This is a genomic window from Halapricum desulfuricans, assembly GCF_017094525.1.
GTDB lineage: Archaea > Halobacteriota > Halobacteria > Halobacteriales > Haloarculaceae > Halapricum > Halapricum desulfuricans.
Genome location: NZ_CP064788.1, coordinates 2136349 through 2157978, shown reverse-complemented (window position 1 = coordinate 2157978; position 21630 = coordinate 2136349). Strand labels below are relative to the sequence as shown.

Annotated in this window: 20 protein-coding genes; 10 read left to right on the top strand and 10 right to left on the bottom strand. The window is 65.0% G+C overall.

Features of this window, described 5'->3' with window-relative positions:
• The first annotated feature begins 59 nt into the window (after window positions 1–59).
• Entirely contained in the window at window positions 60–3560 is a 3501-nt protein-coding gene (locus tag HSR122_RS11045) for a PAS domain-containing protein (protein ID WP_229109867.1), read from the top strand.
• 13 nt (window positions 3561–3573) lie between these two features.
• Here the strand turns inward: HSR122_RS11045 and ppcA are convergent, their stop codons facing one another.
• Together ppcA and HSR122_RS11035 are read right to left on the bottom strand one after the other, a co-directional pair.
• Window positions 3574–5052 carry a phosphoenolpyruvate carboxylase gene (gene ppcA / locus HSR122_RS11040; protein ID WP_229109866.1) on the bottom strand — a complete coding sequence of 493 codons (1479 nt, stop codon included), beginning with the start codon at window positions 5050–5052 and terminating at the stop codon, window positions 3574–3576.
• 128 nt (window positions 5053–5180) lie between these two features.
• Window positions 5181–5696: an RNA-binding protein gene (locus tag HSR122_RS11035; RefSeq protein ID WP_229109865.1), complete on the bottom strand. Its 516-nt coding sequence runs from the start codon at window positions 5694–5696 to the stop codon at window positions 5181–5183.
• Between the two features lie 112 nt (window positions 5697–5808).
• Between HSR122_RS11035 and HSR122_RS11030 the strand changes: the two genes are divergently transcribed.
• Window positions 5809–7089, top strand: coding sequence for an RNB domain-containing ribonuclease (locus HSR122_RS11030; RefSeq protein WP_229109864.1), 1281 nt, complete (start codon window positions 5809–5811; stop codon window positions 7087–7089).
• Window positions 7090–7121: 32 nt separating this feature from the next.
• On the opposite strand, the gene HSR122_RS11025 is transcribed toward HSR122_RS11030, so the two are convergent.
• The gene (locus tag HSR122_RS11025) at window positions 7122–8078 is read right to left on the bottom strand and encodes a transcription initiation factor IIB (RefSeq protein ID WP_229109863.1); all 957 of its coding nucleotides are present in this window, start codon (window positions 8076–8078) and stop codon (window positions 7122–7124) included.
• Window positions 8079–8237: 159 nt separating this feature from the next.
• Here HSR122_RS11025 and HSR122_RS11020 point away from each other — a divergent pair, with 159 nt between their 5' ends.
• Window positions 8238–8801, top strand: a complete 564-nt coding sequence (locus HSR122_RS11020) for a DUF2391 family protein (RefSeq protein ID WP_229109862.1) — start codon at window positions 8238–8240, stop codon at window positions 8799–8801.
• Here HSR122_RS11020 and HSR122_RS11015 read toward each other — a convergent pair.
• Both HSR122_RS11015 and HSR122_RS11010 read right to left on the bottom strand, forming a co-directional pair.
• Window positions 8798–10459 carry an ATP-binding protein gene (locus HSR122_RS11015; RefSeq protein ID WP_229109861.1) on the bottom strand — a complete coding sequence of 554 codons (1662 nt, stop codon included), beginning with the start codon at window positions 10457–10459 and terminating at the stop codon, window positions 8798–8800. The genes HSR122_RS11020 and HSR122_RS11015 overlap by 4 nt on opposite strands.
• Before the next feature lie 92 nt (window positions 10460–10551).
• Window positions 10552–11037, bottom strand: a complete 486-nt coding sequence (locus tag HSR122_RS11010) for a hypothetical protein (protein ID WP_229109860.1) — start codon at window positions 11035–11037, stop codon at window positions 10552–10554.
• Between the two features lie 213 nt (window positions 11038–11250).
• Here HSR122_RS11010 and HSR122_RS11005 point away from each other — a divergent pair, with 213 nt between their 5' ends.
• A complete protein-coding gene (locus tag HSR122_RS11005) occupies window positions 11251–13170 on the top strand; it encodes a beta-CASP ribonuclease aCPSF1 (protein ID WP_229109859.1) in 1920 nt (639 codons plus the stop codon).
• Here HSR122_RS11005 and HSR122_RS11000 read toward each other — a convergent pair whose 3' ends face one another.
• A complete protein-coding gene (locus HSR122_RS11000) occupies window positions 13171–13857 on the bottom strand; it encodes a carbonic anhydrase (protein ID WP_229109858.1) in 687 nt (228 codons plus the stop codon).
• A 121-nt stretch (window positions 13858–13978) separates the two neighbouring features.
• Here HSR122_RS11000 and HSR122_RS10995 point away from each other — a divergent pair, with 121 nt between their 5' ends.
• A complete protein-coding gene (locus HSR122_RS10995; RefSeq protein ID WP_229109857.1) occupies window positions 13979–14152 on the top strand; it encodes a DUF5786 family protein in 174 nt (57 codons plus the stop codon).
• A 257-nt stretch (window positions 14153–14409) separates the two neighbouring features.
• Here the strand turns inward: HSR122_RS10995 and HSR122_RS10990 are convergent, their stop codons facing one another.
• The gene (locus tag HSR122_RS10990) at window positions 14410–14595 is read right to left on the bottom strand and encodes an HEWD family protein (RefSeq protein ID WP_229109856.1); all 186 of its coding nucleotides are present in this window, start codon (window positions 14593–14595) and stop codon (window positions 14410–14412) included.
• A 122-nt stretch (window positions 14596–14717) separates the two neighbouring features.
• Here HSR122_RS10990 and HSR122_RS10985 point away from each other — a divergent pair, with 122 nt between their 5' ends.
• Window positions 14718–15224 (top strand): nucleoside-triphosphatase, encoded by a 507-nt coding sequence (locus tag HSR122_RS10985; protein ID WP_229109855.1) that lies wholly within the window; start codon window positions 14718–14720, stop codon window positions 15222–15224.
• 31 nt (window positions 15225–15255) lie between these two features.
• Here HSR122_RS10985 and HSR122_RS10980 read toward each other — a convergent pair whose 3' ends face one another.
• Genes HSR122_RS10980 through HSR122_RS10970 form a run of 3 tightly spaced genes read right to left on the bottom strand, consistent with a single transcriptional unit; the run spans window position 15256 to window position 18323 of the window.
• A complete protein-coding gene (locus HSR122_RS10980; RefSeq protein ID WP_229109854.1) occupies window positions 15256–16029 on the bottom strand; it encodes an ABC transporter ATP-binding protein in 774 nt (257 codons plus the stop codon).
• Between the two features lie 16 nt (window positions 16030–16045).
• Entirely contained in the window at window positions 16046–17164 is a 1119-nt protein-coding gene (locus tag HSR122_RS10975) for a FecCD family ABC transporter permease (RefSeq protein ID WP_229109853.1), read from the bottom strand.
• A 1-nt stretch (window position 17165) separates the two neighbouring features.
• Window positions 17166–18323 (bottom strand): ABC transporter substrate-binding protein, encoded by a 1158-nt coding sequence (locus HSR122_RS10970; RefSeq protein ID WP_229109852.1) that lies wholly within the window; start codon window positions 18321–18323, stop codon window positions 17166–17168.
• A gap of 149 nt (window positions 18324–18472) precedes the next feature.
• Between HSR122_RS10970 and HSR122_RS10965 the strand changes: the two genes are divergently transcribed.
• From HSR122_RS10965 to HSR122_RS10950, 4 genes are all read left to right on the top strand, one after another.
• A complete protein-coding gene (locus tag HSR122_RS10965; protein WP_229109851.1) occupies window positions 18473–19030 on the top strand; it encodes a class I SAM-dependent methyltransferase in 558 nt (185 codons plus the stop codon).
• A gap of 82 nt (window positions 19031–19112) precedes the next feature.
• Window positions 19113–19256, top strand: coding sequence for a rubrerythrin-like domain-containing protein (locus HSR122_RS10960; RefSeq protein WP_229109850.1), 144 nt, complete (start codon window positions 19113–19115; stop codon window positions 19254–19256).
• Between the two features lie 128 nt (window positions 19257–19384).
• Complete coding sequence (locus tag HSR122_RS10955) at window positions 19385–20974, top strand: TraB/GumN family protein (protein WP_229109849.1); 1590 nt, start codon at window positions 19385–19387, stop codon at window positions 20972–20974.
• Window positions 20974–21621, top strand: a complete 648-nt coding sequence (locus HSR122_RS10950) for a zinc metalloprotease (protein ID WP_229109848.1) — start codon at window positions 20974–20976, stop codon at window positions 21619–21621. Before HSR122_RS10955 ends, HSR122_RS10950 begins: the two co-directional genes overlap by 1 nt.
• Window positions 21622–21630 lie beyond the last annotated feature (9 nt).

Genomic DNA, 21630 nt, shown 5'->3' with positions numbered 1-21630 from the left:
TATATCAGTTCTGATTCTGTCAGCAGTGTCTTCATGGGGGTGTAGTCACTACCGAAGGTATGCCACAGCGACCCTCTGGCGGCGGGGGATCTTCGACGTATCGCGTTCTCTATGCTGATCGTGACGGTGACTTTGCGGGGTTTCTGCGGGACCGACTGGAACGCGAAGACCGTCGACTCGAAGTGCGGACCGTCGACACGGCACAGGAAACGATCGAGAGTCTCGACGCTGTCGACTGCGTCGTCGTCGGGTCACGGCTTCGGGGGGTCGACCCGATCGAGACGATCGAGCGGGTCCGCGAGCGGGCACCCGATCTTCCGGTCGTGTTGTTCACGGCGCGGGGCAGTGAGTCGCTTGCGAGCGACGCCATCTCGGCGGGCGTGAGCGATTACGTCGTCCGCGAACCCGGCGTCGAGCAGTACCGCATCCTGGCGACCCGACTGGTCAACCTCGCGGAAGGATACCGCGCCGAGCGGCGAGCCACGGCAGCGACCGAACGACTCGCCGCCGTCTACGAGCGGATCGACGACGCCTTTTACGCTATCGACGACGAGTGGCGCGTCACCTACTGGAACGAGCGAATGGCAGACCGCACCGGTGTGTCGGCTGCGGATATCGTCGGTGACGTCGTCTGGGACGTGTTTCCCGAAATGGTCGACTCCGAAGCCTACGAGCGGTATCACGAGGCGATGGCGACCCAACAGCGGGTCACTTTCCAGACCTACGTCGAACCGCTGGAGTACTGGATCGAGGTCCGTGTCTTCCCCGACGAGGACGGCCTCTCGATTTACTCGCGGGAGGTCACTGACCGGAAAGACCGCGAGCGAGCGCTTGAACGACGGTCCGAGCATCTCCGGCGCTTACACGAGATAACGACCGACGAAACGGCGTCTTTCGACGACCAGCTGCGGGAGCTGCTTGCGCTCGGTCGGGACCGGCTGGCAGCAGACGCCGGCATCGTCGCGGAGTTCGACGACGGATATACCGTCCGCGCGGCCGATGCGCCGGACCTGACCGTTGGGGCCGGTGAACGATTCGATATGACCGGCACGATCTGTGCAGAGATGTCGGACGGAGCGGTCGATACCGTCAGGACCGCCTCGGATGTCATCGCTGACGCGCATCCGGTCTATCGTGACCGGTCGGTCGAGACGTTCGTCGGTGTTCCGATCGACGCGTCGGACGGTGTGTACGGCGCGATCAGCTTTGCCGGGTTCGACGACGACACCCCGTCCGTCTCCGAGCACGATCGCACATTCGTGCGGCTGCTCGCGCAGTGGATCGGCCGGGAAGTAAGTCGACGGGCCGCCCGTCAGAAGGCCCAGACGAACGAACGATACCTCCGGGTAGTCATCGACGCCCTGCCCCAGCAGGTGTTCGTCAAGGACAGCGGCGGCCGCTATCTCCTCGCGAACGGAGCTGCTGCCGATGTCTACGGCACCTCACCAGCGGAGCTCGAGGGATCGACTGACGAAGAGTACGCCACAGAGAGCGATCATCGGGACTTCCGGGCTGACGACTTGGCAGTGATCGAGTCCGGCGAGGCGAAGACGATCCCCGAAGATACGTTCGTCGACGCCGGCGGCGAGAAACGGACTGTCCGGACGGAGATACAGCCCCTTGAGACGCCACACGGAGACGAGCGTCGGGCCCTCGTCGTCGCGACTGACATCACCGAGCGCAAGCGGCTGGAGCAACAGTTAGACCGAAGCCGGAAGCGACTCCGCCAGCTCATTGACCTGCTCCCGCAACTGGTGTTCGCCAAAGGCGAGTCCGGCGAGTACCTGTTCGCAAACGAAGGCCTCGCGCAAGCCTACGGGACCACAGTCGAGGCGATCGAAGGGGCCACCGACGCCGAACTGGCCAACTCCGAGACTGAGGCCGAACAGTTCCGGGCCGACGACCGCGAGGTGATCGAATCGGGCGAGTCCAAGACGATTCCCGAGGAGACACTCACGTATCCAGATGGCGAGAAACGCGTCCTGGAGACGCGCAAGATCCCGTTCGAGCCGGTCGAGTCAGACGACCGGGCGGTCCTGGGCGTTGCGACGGACATCACGGGGCTGAAAGAGACCGAGCGCGAGCTGCGCACGTTCGAAAACGCTGTCGAGTCTGCCGGCCACGGGATCTATATTACCGACACCGACGCGACGATCGAATACGTGAACTCGACGTTTGAGGAGATAACCGGTTACAGTGCCGACGAGGCGATCGGTGAGACGCCGCGTCTGATCCGCTCGGACGTGCTGGGCGAAGCGTACTACGAGGAGATGTGGAACACGATCCTTTCGGGTGAGACGTGGCACGCCGAAATCCAGGACCGCCGCAAGTCCGGTGAGATCTACTACGCCGACCAGACGATCACGCCCATCGAGGACGACAGCGGCGAAATCGAGGCGTTTGTGGCCATCCAGCGCGACGTGACCGAGCGCAAGCGCCTCGAACAGCGACTCCGGGGCCTTCACAGGGCCAGTCAGGAGCTGTCCGTCGCGGAGACAGTCTCCGAGATAGCCGCGATCGCAGTCGATGCAGTCGAAGACGTCCTCGAGTTGCCGGCCGCCACGCTGTGGCGCTACGACGAATCTGCGGACGAACTCGTCCCGACCGCAGTCTCCGAGACCGGCGAACGCATCGTCGATTCCCCGCCAACGATCAGCCGGGACGACAGCCTCCCGTGGTGGGTCTTCGAGCACGGGGAGATGCGGGTCGTCGAGGACATCACGGCGACCGAACACGCCGAAGACGAGCTGTCGCCGCTCCGGTCGTGTATGGCGGTTCCAGTCGGCGACATCGGCGTCATCGCCACCGGATCGGTGGACGTCGCCGCTTTCGACGACATCGACATCGACCTCTTTCAGATACTCGGTGGGGCCGTCGAGGCCGCGATGACCCGAGCGGAGCGCGAACAGCAACTCCGTGAGCGCGAGCGCGAACTGGCTCGCCAGAACGAACGGCTCGACGAGTTCGCCAGCGTCGTCGCCCACGACCTCCGCAATCCGCTTTCGATCGCCATCGGGATGCTCGACGTCGCTCAGCAGACCGGCGCTGACGAACACTTCCGGAAGGCCGACGACGCGCTGACCCGGATCGAAGAACTGATCGACGACATCCTGACGCTGGCTCGACAGCCCGGAACGGTAACCCAGACGAGCGTGGTCTCGCTGGCGACCGTCGCTCGCGAGAGCTGGGGGTACGTCCGGACCGGCAACGCCGACCTGATCGTCGACTGCGAGACCAGCGAGACGACCGAAGCGAACAGCGATCGGCTGGCTCAGTTACTTGAGAATCTCTTCCGCAACGCTGTCGAACACGGCGGCGAAGACGTGACCGTCCGGATCGGGACCACGGCGGACGGCTTCTACGTCGCCGACGACGGTGTCGGAATTCCCGAAGACGCACGTGACGCCGTCTTCGAACACGGCTACACGACCAACGACGGCGGAACTGGGCTCGGCCTCTCGATCGTCTCGGACATCGCGGCGGCCCATGGCTGGACCTCGTCTGTGACCGAGAGCGAGTCCGGCGGCGCACGCTTCGAATTCCACGCACGGCCGGCGTGATCGGCGAGGAAAATTACCCGAGGAACTGCCGGATCTGGGCGGCCCGGACGATTCCGGCACGCACGGCGTCGGCGTCCTCGCGGTTCAGCGCGTCGATGACGTCGTCGGTCGCCGACCGGTGCTGGGGGTCGGGATCGACGTCGACCAGATCCAGGCCGGCGGTCGCACGCTCCTCGTCCAGCGGCAAGACCAGTTGCGACCGGGGGTTGTAGTACCGGGCCGCGTCCGCAAGCGTCTCGAAGAACCGCGGGAACGCTTCCTCGACGAACGCGATGTCTTCCTCCGAGAGGCCGGCAAGCCCCATCAGCGTCGGCGGGAAGCCGATGCTGTACAGCGTCGCAGTGTAGGTAATCGCCCGCGGGAGCTGGGTCTCGCCGACCTCCCGGGAGTAGCCGAACAGCCCGACGTGGAGCTTGCGGGCCCGTCGCTTGGGCGTGTACTCGGCGATCCGGTTGACCAGCGGCGCGACCTGTTCGACCTGCTCGGCGTAGACGTCCTCGACGGCGTCGACGACTTCCAGGGCGCGCTCCTCGTCGATACGCTCCTCGTGTCGGCTCTCCGGGGCCGACCGCAGCGTCTCGATAGCTCCCTGGACCGTTTCGACCGGGTAATCGTACTTGAACGCCGACTGGACGGTGTACGTCTCGACCTCCGGCCACGCGTCGAGCGTCGCCTCGACGGTCGTCGGCGAGAGGTTGCCCCGGAACGGTGCCGAACCGGCCCCAAGCATCGGGTAGATGTCGATGTCTTCCTCCTCGGCCATGTCGTACAGTCGCTGCATGGAGACCTTGTTGATCAGGTCCGCCGACAGCGACCCGTAGTTGAGCGCCGGGTCGGAACGCGCCAGAAAGACCCGCTGGGCGTCGACGTCACGACCCTCGACATAGCCTCGGATGATCTCGTCGGCGGCGAGCATGTGCTCGCGGTCCTCGATCAGCGGGATGACGTTGATCGAGTTCGGCCGGAAGTCGCCGACCCACTCCGAGACCGTTCGCCCGTCCAGCAGTTCCTCGTCGCCCTTGGCGACGACGAACTGCTCGTAGTAGTCGTGGACGGCATTGAGCTGGTCGGCGTCGGTCACCATCGGGATGATGACCTCGAAAATCGGCGGCACGACGCCTTCGTCGTGCTCGTCGTAGAACAGCTCCGCCGCGTCGTACGACCGCGGGATGCTCTCGAGAATCTCCAGCAAGATCTTCGCCTCGGCCTTCTCGACGTCCGGATTCGGACCGCGGACCGTCAGGCGGACGTCCTCGCCCAGTTTCGAGTCCAGGAAGTACTGATCGAACCGCGACAGGAGTTTCTTGACTGCGTACTCGTCGCCCTCCTTCCCCTCGAAGTCCCACATCTGTTCGTCCGCGCCGAGGTGCGAGTACGCGTAATAGGCCTCCTGAATCTCGTCTTCGCCCTCGATCACTTCGCCCTCCGCGAAGAACGGAACCGTCGCGTTGTCTGGATGTTGCGTGCTGAGTACGCGCGGTGGGTCCGGCATATATTACCGTCTCTCGAACGATCATATAGGAGTTTTCACTTGCAACCACCGTTTTCCGCGTCGAACGGTTCGCCGCGCTCGTCACCGCTCGCGAAACAAGCTGGACCGGCCTATGCAATCGGGCGATCCTACGCGACGAACTCGTACAGTTCGTCGCCGACGTGATGGATCGAGTCGACGACCTTGCCCTCGTCGCCGAGCATCTCCTCGCTGTCGACCCGGGCGCGCCCGATCGCCAGCACCTTTCCGTGGGTCTCCTCGGCGATCACGACCAGATCGCCCGCCTCGATGGAGTCGTCGGCCTCGACGATCCCGGGGCGCATCACGTCGGCCCCGTCCGAGACGAACGAGACCGCGCCGGCGTCGACGGTGACGACGTTCCGTTCCGGCGGGTACTCGTTGGCTCCCCTGACCGTGAGGAACGGTCTGACATCGCCGTTTTGCGCCGAGTCACCCTGCGCCTCGCTGTCCAGATACAGGACGGCCGGTTCGCCGTCCACGAGGACGACGTCCCAGTCGCTGTCCTCGAACTCGACCTTCTCGAAGCTGTCCGCGTCGATTTCGACCCCCAGCGTCTCCCGGACGGCCTCGACGATCTCGTCGATGGCGTCCGCCCGGAGGTGGTGTCGGGACTTGACGTTCATACGAGACGCTTGCCGCCGACGAGGTTAAAACGACCGTTTGTCCGTGCCGAGGGTCGCTGACGCTTGCCGGCCTGTCGAAACGCCTACCTACGGGGTGGGCCTATCGGAAGCCATGACCGACGAGTCCGCCCAGGCCGAGGCCGGGACCGCCGAGGGGCAGGGCCCCGTGGAGATCGACGAGGAACTGGCCCGCCATCTGGAGAACAAGCGCGAGGAGCTGTTCGAGAAGTTCGACATCCGCGACGCGTTCCCACCGGAGGTCCTCGAAGAGGCCGAACAACGGACGACCGACGTCCAGGAAGAGATCCAGAGCGAAGTCGACGAGCGCCGCGACCTGCGGGAGAAGACCGCCTTCACCGTCGACCCGATCGACGCACAGGACTTCGACGATGCCCTCTCGATCGACGTGCGCGACGACGAGATCGTCCTGTGGGTCCACATCGCCGACGTGACCCATTACGTCAATCCCGAGACGGCGATGTGGAGCGAGGCCGTCGAGCGCGGGAACACGGTCTATCTGCCCGCCTACACGGTCCACATGCTGCCGCCGATCCTCGCCGAGACTGTCTGCTCGCTGGTGCCCGAGGAGGACCGGCTGGCCCACACCGTCGAGATGCACCTCGATCCCGAGACCCTCTCCTACGAGACCATCGAGATCTACAAGTCGGTCATTCAGAGCGACGAGCGGCTGACCTACACGCAGGCCGAGAACCGACTCGACGACCCCGACGCGCCGCTGCACGACGACCTCTCGGCGGTGTGGGAGCTGGCCGACAGCATGCACGAACAGCGCAAGGAAGACGGCTCGCTCGTCCTTAATCCCAAGCGCGACCGCGCCCACACCATCATCGAGGAGTGCATGCTCAAGGCCAACAAGGCCGTCACGCACGAACTCATGTGGGACCGCGGCGTCGAGGCGATGTACCGCGTTCACCCCCAACCCGCGCCCGAGGAGTGGGACGAGGCCCTGCAGGAGATCCAGGAACTGGACGGCGTCTCGATCCCCGGCAGTGCGTGGGACGACCCCCGGAAGGCCGTCAACGCCACCCTCGAACAGGCCCCGGCGCGCCAGCTGGACAAGATCCAGTGGGCCGTGATGAAAGTCATGCCCCGCGCCAAGTACATGAACGACCCCTTCGGCGGCCACCACGCGCTGAACTTCGAGATCTACGGCCACTTCACCTCGCCGATTCGCCGCCTCTCGGATCTGATCAACCACTGGATCGTCTATACCAACGACGTGCCCGAGGATCTGGTCGCGCTGTGTGACCGCGCCTCCGAGCGCCAGCAAAAGGCAGAGAAGTGCGAACGCGAGTACAAGCAGTTCCTCGAGGAAGTCGGGCTCGACCCCGCCGCCGTGAACAACCGCGGGATCGAAGTCGTCGAGGAGTAGTCACGCCGATCGAGAGTAGTTTCGCGCCGCGATTACAGTCCCATCGCTTCGATCTGTTCCTGATAGCGGTTTCGGATGGTGACTTCGGTGACCTGCGCGACGTCTGCGACCTCGCGCTGGGTCTTCTTCTCGTTGCAGAGCAGCGAGGCGGCGTAGATCGCGGCGGCGGCGTAGCCGGTCGGCGATTTGCCCGAGAGCAGGCCCTTCTCGGCGGTCACGTCGATAATCTCGTTGGCCTTCGACTGGACCTCTTCGGTCAGTTCGAGCGACGAGCAGAACCGCGGGACGTACTTCTTCGGATCGACCGGCTTCATCTTCAACCCGAGTTCCTGGGCGATGTAGCGATACGTCCGGCCGATCTCTTTCTGTTCGACCCGCGAGACGTCCGAGACCTCCTCGAGACTGCGCGGGATGTCCTCCTGTCGGCAGGCGGCATACAGCGCCGCGGTGGCGACGCCCTCGATCGACCGGCCGCGGATGAGGTCGTCGTCAAGCGCCCGCCGGTAGATCACCGACGCGACCTCCCGAACCGATCGCGGGACGCCCAGCGCCGAGGCCATGCGGTCGACTTCAGAGAGGGCAAACTGCAGGTTGCGCTCGCCGGCGTCCTTCGTCCGGATCCGCTCTTGCCAGCGACGCAGTCGGTGCATCTGACTGCGCTTTTTCGAGGAGATCGACCGGCCGTAGGCGTCCTTGTCCTTCCAGTCGATCGTCGTCGTCAACCCCTTGTCGTGCATCGTCTTCGTCGTCGGCGCGCCGACGCGGGATTTCTCCTGGCGCTCGCCGTGATTGAACGCCCGCCACTCGGGCCCCCGATCGATCGTCCCTTCCTCCACCACCAGCCCGCAGTCGTCACACACCAGTTCGCCCCCGTCCGCGCTCGCGATCAGCGATGTCGAGCCACACTCCGGACACTGCTCGCGCTCGTCCTGTTCCGTCGTGTCCTCGTCGGTGGCCACTCGCTCGCGCTGCCGACTGGAACGTTCCATGTTTTCAACTAGGGATGCACAGCAGTGATAAAGTTTGCCTCGTGACAACCAGTGAAAAATCCCGTCCGGGAACTGCCTACCGCCGGCAGTGTTAACCGCTCGCGCGCTGTCGGGGTTCTCCATGGCCATATCGATCCTACTGGCCGGACGGCGATCACCATGAGTACTGGAGACTCCGACCACCCCGACATCGGGGACGTCTTCGACCGGCTCGAGGAACTGGCCGAGACAGTCGACTCCGAAACGGAGCGCGAACAGGTCGAAGCGGCGATGACAGTCGCTTCGGAGGCGTCCCGTTCCGACGCCGCGTTCGGACGCGTCATCTGGGGGTTTGATCGCGCGGATGCGACGGAGGCACTGCTCGGTGCGCTGCTGTTCGGGATCCCGATGGCCGTCGAGGGCGGCACGGGCGAGATCGGCGCGTTCCTCGCGACCCGCCCACTGCTTCTTGTCGGCACTGCCCTGTCCGCGCTGGCGATCACGACCGGAGTGCTGTACGTCGCGGAGATTCAGGACGTGCGCGTCAGGCGCCGGCTGTTCGGAGTCGTTCCACTCCGACTCGCCGGCGTTCTCACGATCTCGTTTCTGCTGGCTGTAGTACTGCTGACTGCATGGGGGCGTGTCGACTGGAGTCGGCCGGCCGTCGCGCTCGCGAACGTCGCGGTCGCGTTCGTCCCCATGTCGATCGGTGCGGCCCTGGGCGACATCCTTCCGGGGAGCTAGTCCCGGTCGCTATCGGTTCGACCGAAGGCGATAGCCAGTTCGTCCCGGAACGCGTCGAGTTCGTTCTCAGCGAGTCGGCCGTTCGTCGTCTCGTCGAGTCGCTTCCGGAGACAGACGTCGTAGTTCCCGCGGCCGACGTGTTCGATCAGCCCCGCAGTCCGGAGCCGCCGGTTGTGTGCGTAGGCGTCAGTCCGGTCGCCAGTCCCCCCGGCGACGAAATGTGCGTCGAGCGGCGTCGCCGGCCCCTGCTCGTCGTAGTGCGCCAGCATCCGTCGAGCCTTCTCGTCGAGGTTCCGGATCTCCGTTCGAAGCGACGACACCGCGGCCGGCATCGGGCGATCGACCGACGATTCGTCGGTCCCGTCGACGGCTCCGACCGCCTCGGCGATCGCCTCGTCGTCGCTGCCTTCGGAACCGTGCGATCCGGTCTCGAACCCGAACGCCGGCATGTCGGCGTCGGAAAAATCCAGCGCGTCGGCCGACTCCTCGAGGTCAGCGGGCGCCTCGAACGGCTCGAACTCGAGCGCCTCCTCGTCGGTCGTGTCCTGCTCCTCGCGGCGCTGTCGACGGGCGCGCATGCGCTCGGTCTCGGTCCGGCCGGGGCTGGCACCCTCGACCTGATCCAACATCGCGTCGACGAACTGGTCGGCCATCCGGCTCAGGTCGCGCGCGTCCTGGAGTTCGCGCTCGAGTTCGGCGATCCGGGAGTTCTTCTTGTCCAGTTCCTCCCGCAGTTCCGCGATCGTGTCCTCGCGCTGGCGCTCCTCCTCGCTGATCTCCTGTAGCTCCGAGACGAGATCGTCGCTGACGGACTTCAGTTCCGGGCGCTCGAAGTCGTCCAGCCCGGGCGTCGCCCCGGCGTCGAAGGTCTGCTTGCGATGGAACTGCACTCGCCGAATCGACTCCGACCAGTCGGTCATCAGGAAGGCCTCGCCGTCGCCGAGGTCCTCGACCGCGTCGGCGTACTCACCGTCGAGTACGCGCCGGACGACCTTCGTGTCGTTGTTCCACGTCAATCGATGCCAGACGAGCCAGTCACACTGAGTGATGTAGTCTTTCTTGACGTCGGCGGGGCGCTGGCTGATCCCGACGACGCCGAGTCCGTGTTTGCGCCCGCGCTTGCCGATCTTGATCAGCATCTTGCCGGCCTCGCTGACCGACCCGTTTTCGGGGATCCACTCGTGGACCTCCTCGACCAGCAACAGGAACGGCTGTTTGAGCTTCTTGGCCTTCGCGAAGAGGTGTTTCGAGACCTCAGTCAGCAACTGTTCGGCCTCGTCGTCGTCCAGGAACGACGAGATGTCCAGAATGATCGGCACGTTCTCCTCGAGGGCCAGCCCCGCGATCTTCTCGGCGTGCTCGGTCGTTACCTGAATGTCACACTCCTCGTCGGCCCCGACGTGGAGGATCTCGTATTCCTCTTTGAGACCGTAGTACTCGCCGTCGATGTCGACGATCAACAGGCCGAACCCGGAGTCGAGCAGGTTCTCGGCGATGACCGAGGCGGTGTTACTCTTACCGCTACCACTTTTTCCAGTGACAAATCCTCGACCAGTCAGTAACTCGATAACTGGGAGCGAGACGTCGGAGCCGGGTTCGCCGGAACCGCCCGGGCCGTCGCTCACCTCCGCGACCGTGATCGTCCGCTCGTCGCTCATATGTGTCACATGACCGTTCCATCGGGCATAACTCTCAGTCAGACACCTCTCGGCAAAGCGACAGCCGAGCGAGTCGCGGGGAGAGCCGATTGCTAGTCGTCGATACCGAACGGACTGTCCGTCGCTTGCCACTCCCAGCCGGGCAGGCGCGTCTGAACGCCGGCAGCAAGGGCCGCGTCGAGGTCGTCGAGGCCGGCGGGGTCGTCGGCGTCGCCGTGGGTGTACACGTCCGCGTAGTGAAACGTCGCCTCGGCGAGCAGGCGCAGGGGTTGCTCGCCGGCGATCATCGCCGCCAGTTCGCGCGCGAGCAACTCGTCGACGACGAATCCCGGGTAATCGCCCGGTACGTCGAGGTCTCGCAGCAGGCCCACGAGCGCGGCGACGTTGACGGCCCGGTCGCCGTCGGCGAAGACCGCGTCGACGGCGTCGTCGTACTGTCCGATCCCGATCGGATCGACCGTCGTCCCGAACGCTTCACCGAGATCCGACCGGACCGTGTTGACGATCGGCACGACGTCCGAGCCCCGATCACGGACCCACTCGTATTCGGCGCGGACGGCCTCGCGTGTCAGTCTCATCGACGGCAGTTCTTTGCGAAGGCTTTTATAATCGGAGGGAAATACGAACAGGTATAGATCGGTTTTCCGGGCCATCGCGTCGCGAGCGTCCGGAGTGGTACACCGACATGCAGTCAACTCGCCAGATATGACAGTCTTATCCAGCAGTTATCACGACACGAGGACTGCGGCGACCAGCCGCGGTGCGTACGTGTCGCGTCGTCTTGTCCAGCCATGAGCAGGGTAGACCAGAAACTCGAGGAGATTGAGGAAACGATTCGCAACGAGGTACCGGCCGGCATCTCGATTTCGGACGTCACGTTCGAGGGGCCGGAACTGGTCGTTTACACGCGCGATCCCAAGCAGTTCGCCCAGGACGGCGACCTCGTCCGGCGGCTCGCCTCGAAACTGCGCAAGCGGATCACCGTCCGTCCCGACCCGGATGTGCTCACTCGACCCGAGGACGCACGCGAGCAGATCGAGTCGGTTATCCCCGAGCAGGCAGGTGTCACGGACCTCGACTTCCACGCCGACACCGGCGAGGTCGTCATCGAGGCCGAGAAACCGGGCCTCGTGATCGGTCGCCACGGCGCGACGATGCGCGAGATTACACAGGAGGTCGGATGGACGCCCGAGGTCGTTCGGACCCCGCCGATCGAGTCCTCGACGGTGGCGAACGTCCGGAACTTCCTCAAGCAGGAGCGCGACGAACGCCGCGACATCCTGGAGCGGATCGGTCGCCAGATCCACCGCGAGGAGATGTCCGACGACCAGTGGGTCCGGATCACGACGCTCGGCTGCTGCCGGGAAGTCGGCCGAGCGGCGTTCATCGTCTCGACGCCCGAGACGCGCGTGCTGGTCGACTGTGGCGACAAGCCGGGCGCCGAAGGGGAAGTGCCCTACCTCCAAGTGCCGGAAGCGCTCGGTGCCGGCGCGAGTTCGCTTGACGCCGTCGTACTGACTCACGCCCACCTCGATCACTCGGCGCTCATTCCGCTGCTGTTCAAGTACGGTTACGACGGCCCGATCTACACGACGGAGCCGACCCGCGATCTGATGGGGCTGCTCACGCTGGATTACCTCGACGTCGCCGCCAAGGAGGGACGCACCCCGCCGTACGACTCGGAGATGGTCCGGGAGGCGATCAAGCACACCATCCCGATCGAGTACGGCGACGTGACCGACATCTCCCCGGACATCAAGCTCACGCTGCACAACGCCGGGCACATCCTCGGCTCGTCGATCGCGCACTTCCACATCGGCGACGGCCTGTACAACATCGCCTTCTCCGGCGACATCCACTACGAGGACACTCGGCTGTTCAACGGCGCGGTCAACGAGTTCCCGCGCGTCGAGACGCTCGTCCTCGAATCGACCTACGGCGGCCGCAACGACTACCAGACCGACCAGGAAGACTCCGAGCGCAAACTCAAGGAGGTCATCAACGACACCTACGAGAAGGACGGGAAGATCCTGATTCCCGCGTTCGCGGTCGGCCGCTCCCAGGAGATCATGCTCGTCCTCGAAGAGGCGATGCGGGAGGGCGATATCCCGGAGATGCCGGTTCACCTGGACGGGATGATCTGGGAGGCGACGGCCATCCACACGACCTATCCGGAGTACCTGCGCGACGATCTGCGGGATCGGATCTTCCACGAGGACGAGAACCCGTTCCTCGCCGAGCAGTTCAACCACATCGACGGCGGCGAAGACGAGCGCCGGGAGGTCGCCGATGGCGATCCGGCGATCATCCTCTCGACGTCGGGGATGGTCACCGGCGGTCCGATCATGTCCTGGCTCGAACACCTCGGCTCGGATGCGGACTCGAAACTCGTGTTCGTCGGGTATCAGGCCCAGGGGACGCTCGGCCGGCGGATCCAGAACGGCTGGGACGAGATCCCCGTCGGCAACGGTACCGGCCGGTCGAACACGATGAAAATGCGAATGGACGTCGAGACTGTCGACGGCTTCTCCGGCCACGCCGACCGTCAGGGTCTGGAGAACTTCGTGAAGACGATGAATCCCCGTCCGGAGAAGGTCCTCTGTGTCCACGGCGACGAATCGTCCGTGCAGGACCTGTCCTCGGCGCTGTATCACGAGTACAACCTGCGGACGTTCGCGCCGAAGAACCTTGAGACGTTCAGGTTCCTGTAGCTACCGGTCGTATTCCCAGAGGCGGTTGACTCTGTCCGCGAGTTCGGGATACGCCCGTCGGAGGGCATCGACCGCTCGCGTCCCGTCGACGTTGACGACGTGTACTTCACCGCGCCGCCCACTGTAGACATCCTGAAAGTCGTAGACGACGCCGACCGCGGTGACCGAGTCCGGAACGTCGTCGCTCTCGACGAGCAGTTCGACCTGTCGGTCGACGTTGTACTCGACGAGCCGGTTGATCGCCGTCTCGCGGTCGATGCCGTCCGGGAGTGCCTCGACTCCGTCCTGAAGTTGGGGGGCCAGCAACCCGATCGAGTGTTCGATACCGGGCGGTTCCGAGAGCCCCTCGGTCAACTGATCGTACGTCGCCGTGACCGCGCCACAGCCCGTGTGACCGACGACGATCGCGAGTTCGGTCCCGGTGTGAGCGATCGGATAGAGCACGTCGCCGGAGACGACCTCGCCCTCGGCCGTCCGCTGAACGACGCGATTGCCGATGTTGGCACACGTAAAGAGCTGCCCCGGCCGGTCGTTGTCCCACATCCCGTCCTGTAGCACCCGCGAATCCGAACAGCAGACGGTGACAGCGTCGGGCCGCTGGCCGTCCTGCACGTCGTCGAAACGTCCCTCGAACGTCTCGGCGTGAACGAGGTTGCGCTCCAGAAGGTCGACGAGAGTCTGATTCATACAGGGGCCGAAACGGGCACCCGCATTGAGGCTATCGACTGCGCGTCTGATAGTGACTTTCAGGCACGCGTGTCTCGAAGTCCGATGACTTTTCCCCGCGCCGCCGCTAGTAGCAGATACAATGGGCTTCGGTAGTTACGACGAATCCGAGCAGGAGAACCAGCAAAGCGACGCCGATTACGACGACGACGAAGCCGTCAACGTCCACAACAACGACCACGACGGGCGCGTCGACTTCGAAGCCGAAGCGGACCAGGACGAACTGCTGGACAAACTCCAGCAGATGAAAGACTAGACGACCGCGACGACGAGAACGAAGTCGTCTGCAGGGCTGCGGGTGAAGAGACGGGACGTTTTCACAGGCGGTACGAGGCGGATGCCACGGGGCTTGACCCCGAGGCGGTTGACCTGCTTCGAATCGACACTCCGCGTTTGATAGGCTATAAGTTCGCAAAGAAAGCCGGCACGTCGGCGTGCCAGATCAAAATGGTATAGCCACCAGTTTGACGGGTGATCGGGACTGCTCACCCGAGCGAAGCTCGTCGGTGTTGCTCACTCGTCGGATTCGAACGGGTTGTACGATCCGTTGATATCCCACTCGTGGATGCACTGTGGGTCGCCGGCGAGTTTTTCGCTATCTTTTTCGAGGATCGTCCAGTTCATTCGTTCGTCGTCCCAGACGTCGACGCGTCCACACCGTTCACACTCGCGCCGGGAGGGGGGTACGACAGTGGCCATACGTGTCCCGAGGTCGGGCATGCATTTGAACGTCTCGACGCTCGGCCGGGCGACGCCGGGCGATCGGAAGACCCACCACGACCGAACGCTATCGATAGGTCAACGCCGACACCTGCACACCGATGCACGTGCTCCTGACTGGCGACCGCAACGCCGGAAAGACGACCGTCGTCGAGGCGACAGTCTCGCGGCTCCGCCAGCGTGGCGTGACGCCCGTCGGGTTCTACACCGCCGGCGGGCCCGAACGACTCGAACTTGTCGCCGCCGGGACGGACGAACGGATCCCTTTCGCGACGCAGGCCGACGACGCCGACGGTATCGAGGTGGGGCGCTACACGATCGACCCGGCCGCGATCAAGCGCGGGCTCAATCTCGCTCGGCAGGACGGTGACGTGCTCGTCGCGGACGAGATCGGTCGTCTCGAACAGCGCGGCGGCGGGTTCGCCCCGCTGCTCGATGACCTCCGCCCCGATCGCTTCCGCGGCGTATTGGTTTCCGTCCGGACGGGGCTGACCGGGTTCGTCGCCGACGCGTTTCCCGACGAGCAGTCTCCCGAGATAATCGAAGTGACCCCGTCGAACCGCTCGGCGCTGCCCGATCGCGTCGTCGCGCAGTTGCTCGGGCGGTGACCGACCACCGCGATCGGTACGCCCGGGGCCGCTACCAGCCGCCGTCGGGTTCAGTCGGAACGATCTCGCGGTGTCCGTTCCGCGTGACGACCTCCACGGGGATGTCGTAGACCGTCTCGATGGCCTCGGCGGTCAGGACGTCCTTGCCGCCGGCCGCGAACACGCCGCCGTCCGACAGCAGCGCGTAGCGGTCACAGAACCGGGTCGCGAGATCGAGGTCGTGGATCGCGACGACGCCGGCCCGATCGGACTCGTGTACGGCCGAGCGGAGCCGACCCATGACCTCGTGCTGGTGTTTGAGATCGAGCCCGCTGGTCGGTTCGTCGAGCAACAGCGCCTCGGGCCCGCCAACCAGCGCCCGTGCGAGCAGGGCCGTGCGGCGCTGGCCCCCGCTGAGCGTCGCCATCGGTCGCGTTGCGAGATCCGCGATCCCGAGACGCTCCAGCGCTCGCTGGACGGCCTGCCTGTCGGTCTCGTCGGGCCGCCAGCCGAAGTGCGGCGTCCGCCCGAGCAACACCGTCTCGAAGACGGTCGAATGGGTCTCGGCGCGCTCGACCTGCGGGAGATAGCCGATCTGTCTGGCTATTTCCTTTCGGGACAGATCGTCGACCTCGACGCCGTCGAGGGTTATCTGTCCGCGCTCGGGTTCGAGCAGGCCGTCGATCGCCCGCAACAGCGAGGTCTTGCCCACGCCGTTGGGACCGAGCAATCCCAGGAGCTGGCCGTCCTCGACCCGGAGGCTCACGTCCTCGAGGACCGGTGTCGTGTCGTACGCGAGCGTCGCGTCTCGGACCGTGATCGTCATCTGTGGTTCCTCCCGGTCATTGGCTCCAGTACTCCTTGCCGCGGACGACGAGGTAGATGAAAAACGGTGCACCGACGAACGAGGTGACGATCCCGACCGGCAACACCGTCGGTGCCAGTGCCGTCCGGGCGGCGGTATCGGAGACGACGAGCAACAGCGCCCCGACGGACGCCGACGCCGGCAACAGGAAGGCTTTGTCGTTGCCGATCACTTTCCGGACGAGGTGCGGGACCACCAGCCCGACGAACCCGACGATGCCGACGAACGCTACCGCAAGGGCCGTGATCAGCGACGCGAGGACCATCCCGCGGTTGCGGGCCGCGTCGACGTTCACGCCGACGCTCCGGGCGGTTTCGTCGCCCGCGTCCAGCGCGTTGTACGTCCAGCTGTGCCGGAGCGTGTAGCCCAGACCGAGGACGACGACGACCGTCAGGATCCCCACAGTGCGCCAGGTCATCCGACCGACGTCGCCGAACGACCAGAACACGATCGAGGCCAGATCGCTCTGCGAGGCGAAATACTGGATCGCAGTCGTGGCCGCGGTACACAGCGAGCCGATCGCGATCCCGGTCAGGATCATCGTCTCCGGCGACGCGCCGCGGTACTTCGCCAGCGCCAGGATGATGCCGGCCGACGCCATCGACGCGAGAAAGGCACTGGCAGTCACCACGTACGGGTCGAATGCGCCGAGTCCGAGCGATTCGGCCGCCATCGTGCCTCCGTCGAGGCCGACGATTGCGACCGCCGCGCCGAACATCGCGGCGTGGGATAGCCCCAGCGTGTACGGCGATCCGAGGGGATTGTTGAGGACGCTCTGCATGACTGTGCCCGCGAGCGACAGGCCCACACCGATGACGATCGCCCCGACGACCCGCGGCAGTCGGATGTTCCAGACGATCGTCGCGTCGACCGTCTCAACGTTCGGTCCGGCGAGGACGATCCGGACCACGTCTCCGGGCGCGATCGTCGTCGGCCCGAGTGCGACCGCGGCCAGCGAGGCGATCGCCAGCGCGATGCCCGACCCCACGAGGAACTGTCGTCGCCTGTCAACCCGGGAGAGATACCGCTGAGCCGCCCCCTCGGCCTGCCGGGTCGTCCCCTCGGACGCCTGGGCCGATTCGTCGGACCCGGCCATCTCACACCGTCAGCTGCTCGAAGCCACCGAACTGTTCGGCCAACTGGTCGTAGACAGCGGTCCCGAACAGCGTCCGGTGGATCTCGTTTGCCTGCTCGATCGGATCGACGTCGCTGAAGGCGTCCGGGTAGAGCACGGAACCGACGTAATAGGCATCAGCGAGCGTATTTCCGTAGAGGTTCCCGTAGAATCGGGTCGGCAAGAGCCCGTACAGGTCGCCGGACTCCACGGCACTGAGCGTCGCGTATTTGCCGGAATCGAACGCCTCGAGGACCCGATCACGGTTCGAACCGGCGACGAAGACCACGTCGGGATCCCACCGGAGCAGTTCCTCTTCGCTGACCGTCTTGTGACCCTCGATGGCGTCGGCGGCGTTGTCCGCCCCCACGAACGCGAAAGGCGCGAACGGGTGCTGGGTGGAGGTCGCACCCGCACCGCCCTCGGAGCTCCGTCCGGCGTAGTACGCCACCGGACGCCGTGCCTGGGAGACGCCCTCGCTGCGCTGTCGGAGGTCCTCGCGCCGAGACTCGAAGAACTCAACGACCGCTTCAGCCCGGTCGCTCCGTCCGAGCATGTCCGCCAGGAAACGAAGGTCCTCGTAAGCCCCGTCGAGACGGTGCAACGGCCGACTGTCGGCCTTGATGACGACGACCGGGCAGTCGATTTTCCCCTGAAGCTGATTGGCCGTCCCGGCCGTGAAATACGTCGCGACGACCACGTCCGGGTCGGCCTCGGCGATGAGTTCCGCGTCGCCGCCCTTGTGCGGACCGATGACTTGCCGTTCGCGTAACTCGGGGTTTGCGATGTTGTACGGAATGTTTCGTGCCCAGGTGTGTTCGGGCTTTTCGACGCCGGCGACCATCTCGACAGCGTCGAGCATCGCGACGAGGTTGAGCATCCCGGGCCCGACGGCGACCACGTCCTCGACGGTCGATGGCACCGTCACTGTCCGGCTCGTCGCGTCTTCGACCGTGTTTGTGCTTTCAGTCCCCCCGCCCGGACTCTCGTCGTCGGTCCCGCTGCTCGGGGCTTCGTCCTCAGTCCCGCTGCTCGTGCAGCCGGCGACGCCGGCGACGCCGAGTGCTCCGATGGAACCGATGACCTTCCGTCGTGTGGCGGTCGCCCACTTCGCCTGTCCGTCGCGGTCGTTCGGACTCATTGAAGCAATATTTGCCGCATCAATCCATAAGCGTTTCTAAAGCAAAATAGAGTAAATAAATATGGTTACTTCAGGGACGACATCGGCCGACAGTCTCGAAATTGTCCGCCTCCCGCCAGTATAAACGCGTTCGTCTCCGTATACCTGACATGGGATTTCACACGTTCGACAGCAGTCAGGCGGCCGGACTGGAAGACCAAGAGCGGTTCAAGTACGTCTCGATCGACGAGTTGCTCGCCCTGTTCGATCCGGACGGGGAGTCGACGGTCGCCGATCTCGGGAGCGGTACGGGCTTTTATACGGACGAGATCGCACCGTATGTCGGACACGTGTATGCAGTCGACGTGCAGGAAGAGATGCACAGCCATTACCGCCAGAAGGGGCTGCCGGAAAACGTCGAGCCGGTGACTGCCGAAGTCGGCGATTTGCCCTTCGAGGACGACGCGCTCGACGGCGCGTACTCGACGATGACCTACCACGAGTTCGCGAGCGAGGAGTCGCTGGCGGAACTGGCACGCGTCTGCCGACCCGGCGCACGCGTCGGGATCGCCGACTGGGGTGGCGCAGGGGCAGGCGAGCGCGGCCCGCCACTGAGTGAGCGATTCGACGCCGCCGAGGCCGCGAGCGCCCTCGAATCTGCCGGATTCGATGTCGACCGGGCTGACGACCGCCGTGAAACGTTCGTCCTGTCCGCGCGCCTCGAATAGCTATATACTCCTAATATTTCCTCATATACTGGGCAAGCGTTTCCACAAAACCGTTATTACTGTGTGAGTGGTGTTCACAACCATGCTCGGGAGAGATCCCTACACACCGACTGAATCGCGCTACGAATGTCTCGAGTGCGGAAAGCGAATCTCGACGACGGAGAGCTACTTCGTGTGCCCGACCTGCGGGAGCAGGATGCAGAACATCGCCGTCGCGCGGGAGTGATCGGGCGCACAGGTAAGCGTCTTTTCACAGGCTGTCGTCTCGTCAGTCGCTGTGGCGTATCGTCTCGCGGACGATCGGTTCATCCACTCCGACAACCGTAAGAGAGTCAGGCCTGCTACTAGGGGCCGATGAGTGATCACGGTAACTCGGGGGGCGATCCCGAGGGGGTGGCGTCGGAGCGGCCGCCGTCACCGGGCGGTGAGACCACCGTTCAGCGACTTGAACCGTCCGAAGGCGAGGGGAGCGTCGAACTCGTCGGGACGGCCCACGTCTCCTCGAAGAGCGTCGAGGAGGTCGAGGGGACGATCGCCGAGCGCCGGCCGGACGTCGTGGCCGTCGAACTCGACGAGGGTCGCTACCGCCAGATGAAAGGCGAGACGCCCGAGGACCTCGACGCGAGCGATCTCCTGCACGGCAACACGGTCTTTCAGTTTCTGGCCTACTGGATGCTGTCGTACGTCCAGACGCGGCTGGGCGAACGGTTCGACATCAAACCCGGCGCGGACATGATGGCCGCCGTCGAGACCGCCGAGGAACACGGTCTCGGCGTCGCGCTGGTCGATCGGGACATCCAGACGACGATCCAGCGTTTCTGGCGGCGTCTCTCGACCCGGGAGAAGGCGACGATGTTCGGCGGCCTGCTGGCCGGAATGTTCGGAACGCTGGAGGCGGGGCTCGGAGTCGGCGCGTTCCTCGGGGTCTTCCTCGCGCTCGGGGCGGAACTCATCGCCGGCCCGCTCCTGTTGACGCCCGGCCTCGCCGACGCTGTCCCGCTGGTCGGCGGGTCGCTGCTGGTGTTGCTCGACGGCGCGTTGCTCGCGGCAGCGGTCGCGCTGCTGGTCGGGCTCCCGATCGCCGCGCTGCTGGCGTACGCGCTCGATACCGACACCGAGTACGAGGAGTTCGATATCGAGGAACTGACCGACACGGACGTCGTCTCAGCGATGATGGAGGAGTTCCGCCAGTTCTCGCCCGGCGGCGCGGAGGCGCTGATTGACGAGCGCGACGCCTTCATCGCCCACCGGCTGGTCGCCCTGCGCGAGGCGGGCTACGACGTCGTCGCCGTCGTCGGCGCGGGCCACCGCGCTGGCATCCAGTCGTATCTCGACAACCCCGAACGGCTCCCGTCGATGGAGTCGATCACAGGGACGCTCAAGCAGAAGCGGTTCTCGCTGTACAAGCTCTTCGGCTACCTGTTCACGGTCGGGTTCGCCGTCTTCTTCGGACTTCTCGTCCTCGGCGGCGCGAGAGAGGGGTGGGTGATCCGACTGCTCGTCGCGTGGTTCCTGGTCAACGGGATCGCCGCGCTGAGTCTGGCGAAACTTGCAGGGGCTCACTGGCCCTCTGCGCTGGTCGGGGGCGGTATCGCCTGGCTGACCAGCGTCAATCCCCTGCTCGCGCCGGGCTGGTTCGCCGGCTACGTCGAGTTGCGCTACATCGACGTCAACATCGCCGACATCTCCACGCTCAACGAGATCGTCAGCGACGAGGAGGCCCCGCTCGGCGAACTCTACAGCCGGCTGACCGATGTCCCGCTCTTCCGGTTGATCGCGATCGTCGCGATGACCAACGTCGGCAGCATGATCGCAAGCTACGGCTTCGTGTTCGTCGTACTCCCGTACATGTCCGCGGACGTCGGTGGAATCGCTGGGATCGTCGACCTGATGCTGGACGGCGTCGAAAACGGTGCGCGCATCGTGCTGGACGTGATCTCGTGATGGATATCCGTTTCAGTCGGCGCGAACGCCGCGATCTCGCCGTCGCCTGGGTCGCGCTCGGCGTAGCGTTCACGGCCTTTTACTTCAACGGCGTTGTCCGGTCGCTGTTCGGCGGGGTCCCGTCTACGGGCGCGCTCTCGATTCTGGGTGTCGGGTTCGTCCTCAGCATGCTCACCGCCGGGATCGGCTTTCTCCTGCACGAACTTGCCCACAAGGTCGTCGCGGTCCATTACGGCCAGCTCGCGGAGTTCCGCGCCGACTACAGCATGCTCTTTCTGGCTGTGATGGCGGGTCTCGCGGGCTTTCTGTTCGCCGCGCCTGGCGCGGTCTATCACCGCGGGCGGATCACGGCCCGCGAGCAGGGTCTGATCGCGCTGGCCGGCCCGGCCGTCAACGTCGCGCTGGTTGCCGTCTTCGCCGGAGTCTGGATCGGCGGTGAGGCCGCCGGGTTCGATCTGCTGAGAACGATCGGCTATCTCGGCATGATCATCAACGTCCTGCTGGCCGGGTTCAACATGCTCCCGTTCGGGCCCCTGGACGGCAAGAAGGTCATGCGCTGGAGTCGGCCGGTGTGGGCCGCGAGTGCCGTCCCGACGATCGGCGGGGCGATCGCGTTCTTCCTCCGGCCGTTGGGAAGCGTCTTGTAGGAGCCACTC

Bases quoted from the DNA above. Each gene is read 5' to 3' on its own strand.
- HSR122_RS11030 (WP_229109864.1), top strand. From the start codon at position 5,809: ATGACCGACGAGTCCGCCCAGGCCGAGGCCGGGACCGCCGAGGGGCAG.
- HSR122_RS11025 (WP_229109863.1), bottom strand. From the start codon at position 8,078: ATGGAACGTTCCAGTCGGCAGCGCGAGCGAGTGGCCACCGACGAGGAC.
- HSR122_RS11020 (WP_229109862.1), top strand. From the start codon at position 8,238: ATGAGTACTGGAGACTCCGACCACCCCGACATCGGGGACGTCTTCGAC.
- HSR122_RS11015 (WP_229109861.1), bottom strand. From the start codon at position 10,459: ATGAGCGACGAGCGGACGATCACGGTCGCGGAGGTGAGCGACGGCCCG.
- HSR122_RS10965 (WP_229109851.1), top strand. From the start codon at position 18,473: ATGGGATTTCACACGTTCGACAGCAGTCAGGCGGCCGGACTGGAAGAC.
- HSR122_RS10970 (WP_229109852.1), bottom strand. From the start codon at position 18,323: ATGAGTCCGAACGACCGCGACGGACAGGCGAAGTGGGCGACCGCCACA.
- HSR122_RS10960 (WP_229109850.1), top strand. From the start codon at position 19,113: ATGCTCGGGAGAGATCCCTACACACCGACTGAATCGCGCTACGAATGT.
- HSR122_RS11010 (WP_229109860.1), bottom strand. From the start codon at position 11,037: ATGAGACTGACACGCGAGGCCGTCCGCGCCGAATACGAGTGGGTCCGT.
- HSR122_RS10985 (WP_229109855.1), top strand. From the start codon at position 14,718: ATGCACGTGCTCCTGACTGGCGACCGCAACGCCGGAAAGACGACCGTC.
- HSR122_RS11005 (WP_229109859.1), top strand. From the start codon at position 11,251: ATGAGCAGGGTAGACCAGAAACTCGAGGAGATTGAGGAAACGATTCGC.
- HSR122_RS10990 (WP_229109856.1), bottom strand. From the start codon at position 14,595: ATGGCCACTGTCGTACCCCCCTCCCGGCGCGAGTGTGAACGGTGTGGA.
- HSR122_RS11045 (WP_229109867.1), top strand. From the start codon at position 60: ATGCCACAGCGACCCTCTGGCGGCGGGGGATCTTCGACGTATCGCGTT.
- HSR122_RS11035 (WP_229109865.1), bottom strand. From the start codon at position 5,696: ATGAACGTCAAGTCCCGACACCACCTCCGGGCGGACGCCATCGACGAG.
- HSR122_RS10975 (WP_229109853.1), bottom strand. From the start codon at position 17,164: ATGGCCGGGTCCGACGAATCGGCCCAGGCGTCCGAGGGGACGACCCGG.
- HSR122_RS10980 (WP_229109854.1), bottom strand. From the start codon at position 16,029: ATGACGATCACGGTCCGAGACGCGACGCTCGCGTACGACACGACACCG.
- HSR122_RS10995 (WP_229109857.1), top strand. From the start codon at position 13,979: ATGGGCTTCGGTAGTTACGACGAATCCGAGCAGGAGAACCAGCAAAGC.
- HSR122_RS10950 (WP_229109848.1), top strand. From the start codon at position 20,974: ATGGATATCCGTTTCAGTCGGCGCGAACGCCGCGATCTCGCCGTCGCC.
- HSR122_RS10955 (WP_229109849.1), top strand. From the start codon at position 19,385: ATGAGTGATCACGGTAACTCGGGGGGCGATCCCGAGGGGGTGGCGTCG.
- HSR122_RS11000 (WP_229109858.1), bottom strand. From the start codon at position 13,857: ATGAATCAGACTCTCGTCGACCTTCTGGAGCGCAACCTCGTTCACGCC.
- ppcA (WP_229109866.1), bottom strand. From the start codon at position 5,052: ATGCCGGACCCACCGCGCGTACTCAGCACGCAACATCCAGACAACGCG.